The organism is Mitsuokella jalaludinii DSM 13811 (assembly GCF_000702905.1).
Taxonomy (GTDB): domain Bacteria; phylum Bacillota; class Negativicutes; order Selenomonadales; family Selenomonadaceae; genus Mitsuokella; species Mitsuokella jalaludinii.
Genome location: NZ_JNKR01000022.1, coordinates 21,009 through 29,253, shown reverse-complemented (window position 1 = coordinate 29,253; position 8,245 = coordinate 21,009). Strand labels below are relative to the sequence as shown.

Below are 8,245 nucleotides of genomic sequence, written 5' to 3'. Positions count from 1 at the left end.
AGCAAGCTTTCAATCGTCTCGTACGACTTGCATGTGTTAAGCACGCCGCCAGCGTTCGTCCTGAGCCAGGATCAAACTCTCCATAAAATTTAGGAAAGCCTTGATTGGCTCTAATAATCTTTTTGGCCTGAACCTTGAAAAATCAAAGTTCAGTAAAGAAATTGCCGATTGCTTATGTTCATAATCAATCGATGTTTTAAAAACATCTGGCTTGAATCACAAATGATTCATGTTGCATTGTTTAGTTTTCAAAGAACAACTCTGTCTTTCGAAGCTCGCTTTCGTTTGAAAGGCTTTGCTTCAAGCGACTCATTTATTGTACCGCATCTCTTTCAGTCTGTCAAGAACTTTTTTATTTTTTCTTTTTTGTCTGAAAGACAGCCACTCTGCATGTCCTGCAAGGCGTTTCCACTCAAGGAACGATGTTCTTGCATTCGCTGCTTATCGGCCGGTGTCTTGCGGCGACTTGTAATATACTACAGGGTTTCCATCCATTTGTCAACACTCTTTTTGAAAAAAAGATAAAAAAATCAGGGATTCTCTCGAGAATCCCTGATTTCATGCTCATTCAGCCGGCATCATGATGATGTTGACGGGCAGATTGGATGCGCCTGGCGGCGAGAACTCAAAGGTGACAGGGCCGCCTTCATAGACACCGAGGTCAGTGAGCTCTGTCGTCTCCGTCAGGATGGCCAGCCCCTCTTCGCGTGCCTTCTGGGTGGCATCCGACTCCGGCGGTGTCGCATCGCCGAAGTACGGCCGTTCATACGGCGTCTCGATCATGCGGCGCCTTACCGCATCCTGCGCCACCGTCATGGCGCCAGCGTAAATGCCGCCGAGCGGGCTCAGGTAGTACTGGACAGCGCTGCCCTTTACGACGGGGATCTGGAGTTTGTAGAGCACACCGTAATTGCCGTAGTTCGTGACGGCGCTGTCGTCTGTCGCATCGATGCCCGTGCGATAGCGGTCATGGATGTCGTCAGCCAGTGGGAAGTAGACCGTGCCATCCACCGCGGGGTCGTACGCCTTGGATGAAGTCAGCGTGCGGTTCATGCCCTGGAATGTGCCGCGCAGGCGCTGCTCGTCCTTCGGCAGCACCCTTGCCTGCTCGAGGAATTCGTATGGGTCGGTATCGGCTGGGTACATGATGACCGACACCTTGATCGGCCGGTTTGAGGCAAAGTCATAGACGCCGTAGACGAGGTCGCCGGGATGCAGGATGGTCGTATCCATATTCTCCTGCAACAGGCGGTGGCGGCCGCGGCCGATGTAGATATCGCCGTGCGCCTCCCCTTCGAAGTACGCCATCTGCGTCATCTTGCCGACGTGGAGGTAGTCAGGGCTCGGGTAGCACGCGCCGCCGCGCGTCACGCGGACGATAGCAGGCTGGCCGTCCGCGCTCTGCAGGACGACAGCGACCTTCTTGTCGGAGTCGCTGCTGTTCAGGTGATAGTAGAGGATGCGCGCCTCCCCCTTGACGGTATCCTGGTAGAGGATGCCGTCTTCGGTAACTGACTCGGGGCTGTCCGAAAAGAGCAGCGTGCCGCCCTCATCCTTTGATTCGACGGGCCACATCTTCATGACATGCGACTTGAATGGCTTCTTGCCGGCATTCTGCGCGACGTGTTCCCGCAGGATTTCTGCCACCTTCTGCTGGATGCCGATGGCAGGATTCTGCTTTGCCTGCTCCTTCTTCTCTTTTTTCGTCACCTTCGCGTTTTTTGTGTCTTTTGTGTCCTTCTCGTCGGCAGCAGTTGCCAGCGCCTTGACCGCCTGCTGCATTTCTGCAGGTGCGGGCGCGGCTTCCTTATGGCGCGCCAGTGCATTCTGCGAAAAGAATACACCGGACAACAGGCAGGCCAGCAGCCCTGCGGCAATCTTCTTCTTGCGTCTCACGTGCGTGTTCTTCTTTCTTGTTCTTTGACTTGCATGGAAATGTCTCATGATTCATTCTCCAAATGTTGATGGATGCGGAGCTTCGTGAATACCTCTGCCTTCAACAGGCGAAGCTTGAATTCGAAGAGGCCGAAGCGCGGATGCGGGATGTTGACGCGCTGCATCAGGTACGGATTCGTCTCAAACGTATTGAGTCCGGCATCTCCCGTCACGGCTGTCAGGTAGCCATTCTGCTCCAGCAGCTCCGGCAGGGTCTCATCGTACGCGCCGTTCGGGTAGGAGAAAGCGTAGACCGTATGGATGCCGTTCCACTCGAGCAGGAGCTTCGACAGATGCACTTCATCGAGTCGCCTTGCTGCGTCCATCGAGGTCAGCGGATTGTGGTTGGCCGTATGGCTGCCGATCTCGATGCCGCGCACCTGCATCGCGCGCAGCTGATCCCACGTGAGGTAGCCAGGCTGACCGATCTGATTCGTGATGACGTAGACCGTCGCCTTCATGCCGTATTCCTCGAGGATGGGCAGCATCTCCGTGTAATTGTCCTCATAGCCGTCATCAAACGTCAGGATGATGGGCTTTGCCGGCAGTTCCATCTTGCCGCGCTTCGCCTTCATGAAGTCGAGCATCGAGATGGTCGTGTAACCCTGCTGCTGGAGATAGTCGAGCTGCTGCCGGAAGTCCTCGGGAGGCACATTGTAGGCATAGGCATCTTCATCGACAGATTCCGCAACTTCGTGGTACTCGAGGACCGGGATGCCATCCGGTGCCGGCGAGAACACCAGCCAGAGGACGACAGCCAGGAGCAGGAACACGAGACCCAGTAACCATTTTTTCAAGCGACTCAAATCGTACAATCTCCTTCCTTTTCTTCTGCTTTTTCTGCTGCGGCGGCCAATGCATGAAGTTTGCGCAAGCGGTGATTGACCCCCGACTTGCTGACGCCGAGCATCTCCCCGAGCTCCACAATGCTCACACCGGGCTCTTCAAGACGCGCCTCGGCCGTCTCGCGCAATCGTTCCGGCAGAGCGGCGAGGCCGCCCTCCTGCCGCTGCAGCACTTCAATGTCGTGGAGCTGGCGGCCAGCTGCATCCACGGCCTTCTGCAGATTCGCCGTCTCACAGTTGACGAGGCGGTTGACCTGTGAGCGGACTTCCTTGATGTTGCGCGCGATCTCAAACTCTTCCACCGCCTTGTCGGCATGCAGCATTGCCAGGAAGTCGATGATCGCATCGCCCTCCTTGAGGTAGACGATGTAGGAGTCCTTGCGGTCCGTGAAGCCGACAGGAAAATCCATGCGCTTCATCAGCGTGTAGAGCAGATTGCCGAGGCCGTAACTGCCCGTGACGAGCTCCAGATGATAGCTGGCCTCCGGGCGGTTGACACTGCCCCCGCCCAAAAAGGCGCCGCGCAGATAGGCTGCGCGGCAGCACGTTTTCCGCAGGATGCCCATGTCGGAATCCATGTTGAGGCTCGCATCGTGAAGGAAGCCGAGATGCTCGAGGAGTGTCGCGACAGGCGGCGCCGGCATGACGCGGACGCTGTAGCTGTTGTTCTTCTTGAGCCTGCGGTTGCGGCTGACCGTGATCTCCGTGCGGATGCTGCCGCCCTCGCTCTTGAGGAGCTGCAGGACCTTGCGGGCCACGGCCGCGTTCTCTGTCGTGAAATTGAGGCCAAAGGTATGGTGCATGCCGAACGTGATGGTCGCCCCCATGCGCAGGAGCGCTGCGAGCTCTGCCGTTCGGCAGCAAGAATCCTCATACGTCAGCCTGGCCAGCTCATTCTTGACCTCCGTTGAAAACGACGGCAAGGTCATACCTCCTATCTATTGATTCCACTAATTCGGATATCTCTCAATTATGCCTGCTTCGCATATAGTGGTCGCTGCCATTGCCGGGGCGCAGGCCGTCGACCATCTTCATGACATTGCGGCAGAGCTTCTGCGGATCATGGCGGATGACATCCGACTCATTGATGATGTCCGCCTTGAGGAAGCCGATGCCGAGCGCGTTGATGGCCTCCTCGTCGACTTCGACCGGATAAGCGCCTTCCTTGGCGTAATACGCCTGCATCTCCTTCGAGATGGGCGCGTTGTTGACGAGCATGTAGTCGATGACACCCTGCCCGCCGTGGTCGAGGATGGCCTTCGCGTGCATCGAGGCCGTATAGCCGTCCGTCTCGCCGGGCTGCGTCATGACATTGCAGATGTAGATCTTGACAGCCTTGCTCTTGCGCAGCGTCTCCGCCACGCCGTCGACGAGCAGATTTGGCATGATGCTCGTATAGAGGCTGCCCGGGCCGAGGATGATGGCATCGGCATGCATCAGCGCATCGAGTGCCGCCTGCACTGGCTGTACATGCGGCGGGAAGAGCTTGACGCGGCGGATGTGCTTGTGGACCTCCGGGATGTGCGACTCACCCTCGACGACAGAGCCGTCGTCCATGATGGCGTCGAGGCGCACATGCTCCTTTGAGGCTGGCAGGACCTCGCCCTTGACGGCCAGGACCTTCGACGACTCGCGCAGGGCCGTCTCGACATCGCCCGTGACCTCTGTCATCGCCGCGATGAAGAGATTGCCGAAAGAATGGCCGGCGAGCTCGCTCTTGCCCTTGAAGCGGTACTGGAAGAGCTTTTCCATCAGCGGCTCCGTGTCGGCCAGCGCGACGAGACAGTTGCGCAGGTCGCCCGGCGGGATTATGCCGAGGTCTTCGCGCAGCCTGCCCGACGATCCACCGTCATCGGCGACCGTCACGACAGCCGAGACATTCGACGTCGCCGCCTTGATGCCGCGCAGGAGCACGGAGAGGCCGTGGCCGCCGCCGATGACGGCGATGTTCGGCCCCTTGCCGAGCCGGCGCTTCTCGTAGATGATGTCGACGAGGCGCTCGGAATTATCCGGCAGCAGCACCATGATGACCGAGCGGATGACGAAGCGCGTCGCGATGAGCATGAGGCCGATGCCCACGACAACGACGGCGATGCCCACGAGCGTCGTGAACATGTAGTTGTAGCTGCCCTTCCAGAGGTAGACCGCGCGGAAAATCGCCTCCTCGATCAAGTCGAGGTACTTGTAGTTGAAGACCAGGGCGAGTCCGAGGCTGACGAGCATGACGCCGACCGAGAATAGCAGCAGCCATCGCTTGAATTTCATGCCCGGATAGAGCCATTTCAGAAGATGCATGCTCAACACTCCTCACGTACATGCTCACGCACATCGTTCTTCATGAGGTCGCGGTGCTCGAGGCGCGTCGAGTAACCCTGCGCCGTCAGGCGATCGAAGATGTGCTTGGCGATGTAGACACTGCGGTGCATGCCGCCCGTGCAGCCGACTGCGATGACGAACTGGCTCTTGCCCTCTTTGATGTACTGCGGCACGAGGAAATCGATCATCTCATCGAGCAGGCGCGTGAACTCCTTTGTCACCGGCCACTTCGCGATGTACTCCGCGACCTCCGGCACAGCGCCGCTCTTGTGGCGCATCGATTCGATGTAGAAGGGGTTCGGCAGGAAGCGCACGTCGAACACCATGTCCGCATCGAGCGGCATGCCGAACTTGAAGCCGAACGACAGCACGTTGATGCTCATCTGCTCGCCGCCCGACGTGCCGAACAGCCGGTGGATCTTGTCGCGCAGGTCGACCTTGCGCAGTTCCGACGTGTCGATGATGTACGTCGCCTTCGCGCGCACGGGTGCCAGGCGCTCGCGCTCCTTCGCGATGCCTTCGGAGATGCGCGAGGTCGGCGCCATCGGATGGCGGCGGCGCGTCTCCTTGTAGCGGCGGATGATGGCCGGGTCGGATGCATCCATAAAGAGCATCTCATAGGGCACATCGTCCTTGTCCATGTCGTTGAGCGTATGGACAAACGTGCCAAAGAACTCGCGGCTGCGCGTGTCGACGACGAGCACGACCTTGCGGACATGGCCGCCGGAGTGCTTGCAGAGCTCGACAAACTTCGGGATGAATACCGGCGGCAGGTTGTCCACGCAGAAGTAGCCGAGATCCTCGAGGTAGCGGCTCGCCTGCGTCTTGCCGCCGCCCGACATGCCCGTCACGATGACGAGGCGGAAACCCTCTTCCTTTGCCTGTTCCGTTTTTACCATTTCACTCATCTGTCCCACCTCCGAGTACCAGATCATAGATGGCCTTGGCGAAGCCGAATTCTTCGCAGCGGCCCGTCTCATAGTCGCAGACCGCCTTGACCTCCGGCACGGCATTGCCCATCGCCACGCTGTGCCCCGCAGCCTTGAGCATCGGCAGGTCGTTGTACGAATCGCCGATGGCCATCGTATCTGCGACAGCAATGCCGAGTCTCTCGGCAAGCCGGCGCAGGCCCTCTGCTTTCGAGACGCCGTGATTGACGATCTCGCCGTAGCGGGCGTTCGACTGCATTGCAACGATATCCGCGCCAAAGCGCTCATTGAGGATGGCGAGACGGCGCTCCGTCTCCTGGCCGTCCTCTGAAATGGTCAGCAGCTTGCAGACCTCCTGCGTGTGTTCGCGCAGGCCGTCCCAGCCGACGACGTGTCCCTCGACCTTCTGCTCCTGTTCATAGCGCTGCGCGTGTTCATCGTGCACCGGCACCCAGAGCTCATCGCGGCTGTACGACTGCAGATACCAGCCCTGCTCTTGGCAGAAATCCACGACCTGCTCGATGACCTCCGGCTTCAGGTAGCTCGTGTGGTAGACCTTGCCCTTCGTCGACTTTATGAGCGCGCCGTTGTAGGTGATGATCGGCACATCGACGCCGAGCGCCTCCGCCACAGGCAGAGCCGCCCGGTACATGCGCCCCGTCGCGATCGTCACGATGACGCCGGCGCGCACGGCCTTCTGCACGGCTTCTATATTTTCACGCGGGACATCCTTGCCGCTCGGCAGCAGCGTCCCATCAAGATCTGTCACAAAAAGTTTTACTGACATAGTAGCGCCTCCTTCATATATGGAAGTAACCTAGTCTTATTATCCCCACATTGGCCCCAAAATGCAAGTCAGCAGAATGTCTTTGCTTATTTCTTTCTCCATGATAGAATAGAAAGATGTTATTTTCCTGATAGAAGAAAGAAGGTCTTTTCTTGAACTGGAAGCTCGTCCTTGCGATTCTCACGTGCAATATCCTCTTCATGTCCTCAAGTTACACCATGCTCATCCCGTTCCTGCCAATGTACCTGACGATGGAACTCGGCGTTTCGGAGGCCGATGTCAACATCTGGTCCGGCATCGTCTTCTCCGCCTCATTCCTCGTCTCCGCCATCATGGCACCAATCTGGGGGCGCATGGCTGACACGAAGGGCAAGCGCATCATGGCCATGCGCGCGAGCTTCCTGCTCTCCATCAGTTACTTCCTCGGCGGCATCGTCGAGACGCCGGAGCAGCTCACGCTCATGCGCCTCTTCCAGGGCTTCGCCTCAGGCCTCTGGCCGATGGATCTCGCCATCATGACGCTCTACGCGCCGCCGAAAAAGCTCGGCTTCTGCCTCGGCGTCATGCAGGGCACCCTGACGGCAGGCGGCGTCGTCGGGCCGCTGCTCGGCGGCGTCCTCGCCGAGGCTGTCGGCATGCGCTACTCCTTCTTCCTCGCCGCCGCCGCGCTCTTCACGAACTTCCTGATCTTCACCTTCATCATCAAGGAACCGCCCGTCGCCGAGAAAGCCGCAAGCACAGAAGATGCCGCAGGCGACGACGTCTCGCCCTGGCGCATGCCGCTGCTGCGCAACATGCTGCTCTGCGGCACGCTCGTGCAGATGGTCATCCTGATCCTGCAGCCGGTCCTCACGACGTACGTCGCCAAGCTCGCAGGCCCCATGCCGAACATCGTCTTCGTCGCAGGCCTCGTCTTCTCGCTCGGCGGTATCGCGGGCGCCATGGCCGCGCCATTCTGGGGAACCTTCGGACAGCGGCGCGGCTTCTTCCGCGCCATGTGCCTCGGCATGGCGGGCGCCGGCCTCTCCATGATCATCCAGGGCATCCCCGACACCCTCCTGCCGTTCGCCGTCATGCAGTTCGTCGGCGGCCTCTTCTTCTGCGGCATCCATCCGTCCATCAACGCCGTGCTCGCCAGCAACACCCCGCCGTCCTACAAGGGGCGCATCTTCGGCATGCTGTTTGCCGCACAGCAGGTAGGCTCCATGGCTGGCCCTCTGCTCGGCGGCCTCATTGCGACATACCTCGGCATCCACTGTGTCTTCGCCTTCTCCGGCATCCTGCTGCTCTGCCTGAGCTCTGCCATCTGGCACCGCTACCGCGGCCAGCGTGGCTGCTGAGCGCGCACGATCTTCTGCGATTTTGCAGAAGCAGCAGGACTTTGCGCCGCCCGCGCAGAAATAACATGTGATTTACGCATGACGTAAATCGTG

7 protein-coding genes and 1 rRNA gene are annotated in these 8,245 nt (G+C 59.0%); 1 reads left to right on the top strand and 7 read right to left on the bottom strand.

What is annotated here, in order from left to right; all coding sequences use genetic code 11:
• The 7 genes from T518_RS09485 to T518_RS09455 form a co-directional block, all read right to left on the bottom strand.
• Positions 1-87: ribosomal RNA gene (locus T518_RS09485) — 16S ribosomal RNA — on the bottom strand; the annotation flags it as partial.
• Positions 88-564: 477 nt separating this feature from the next.
• Positions 565-1,896, bottom strand: coding sequence for a copper amine oxidase (locus T518_RS09480; RefSeq protein ID WP_341460087.1), 1,332 nt, complete (start codon positions 1,894-1,896; stop codon positions 565-567).
• Between the two features lie 44 nt (positions 1,897-1,940).
• Positions 1,941-2,732 carry a polysaccharide deacetylase family protein gene (locus T518_RS09475; protein WP_248617183.1) on the bottom strand — a complete coding sequence of 264 codons (792 nt, stop codon included), beginning with the start codon at positions 2,730-2,732 and terminating at the stop codon, positions 1,941-1,943.
• Between the two features lie 5 nt (positions 2,733-2,737).
• Positions 2,738-3,709, bottom strand: a complete 972-nt coding sequence (gene whiA / locus T518_RS09470; protein ID WP_036378485.1) for a DNA-binding protein WhiA — start codon at positions 3,707-3,709, stop codon at positions 2,738-2,740.
• 37 nt (positions 3,710-3,746) lie between these two features.
• On the bottom strand, positions 3,747-5,075 hold the full coding sequence (locus T518_RS09465) for a gluconeogenesis factor YvcK family protein (protein WP_036378484.1): 1,329 nt from the start codon (positions 5,073-5,075) through the stop codon (positions 3,747-3,749).
• A gap of 2 nt (positions 5,076-5,077) precedes the next feature.
• Positions 5,078-6,004, bottom strand: a complete 927-nt coding sequence (gene rapZ, locus T518_RS09460; RefSeq protein ID WP_081828474.1) for an RNase adapter RapZ — start codon at positions 6,002-6,004, stop codon at positions 5,078-5,080.
• The gene (locus T518_RS09455) at positions 5,997-6,812 is read right to left on the bottom strand and encodes an HAD family hydrolase (protein WP_036378482.1); all 816 of its coding nucleotides are present in this window, start codon (positions 6,810-6,812) and stop codon (positions 5,997-5,999) included. The genes rapZ and T518_RS09455 overlap by 8 nt, the downstream gene beginning before the upstream one ends.
• Positions 6,813-6,964: 152 nt before the next feature.
• Here T518_RS09455 and T518_RS09450 point away from each other — a divergent pair, with 152 nt between their 5' ends.
• Positions 6,965-8,152: an MFS transporter gene (locus tag T518_RS09450; RefSeq protein WP_036378481.1), complete on the top strand. Its 1,188-nt coding sequence runs from the start codon at positions 6,965-6,967 to the stop codon at positions 8,150-8,152.
• Positions 8,153-8,245 lie beyond the last annotated feature (93 nt).

Coding starts and splice junctions, on each gene's coding strand:
- rapZ (WP_081828474.1), bottom strand. CDS start 6,004: ATGAGTGAAATGGTAAAAACGGAACAGGCAAAGGAAGAGGGTTTCCGC.
- T518_RS09455 (WP_036378482.1), bottom strand. CDS start 6,812: ATGTCAGTAAAACTTTTTGTGACAGATCTTGATGGGACGCTGCTGCCG.
- whiA (WP_036378485.1), bottom strand. CDS start 3,709: ATGACCTTGCCGTCGTTTTCAACGGAGGTCAAGAATGAGCTGGCCAGG.
- T518_RS09465 (WP_036378484.1), bottom strand. CDS start 5,075: ATGCATCTTCTGAAATGGCTCTATCCGGGCATGAAATTCAAGCGATGG.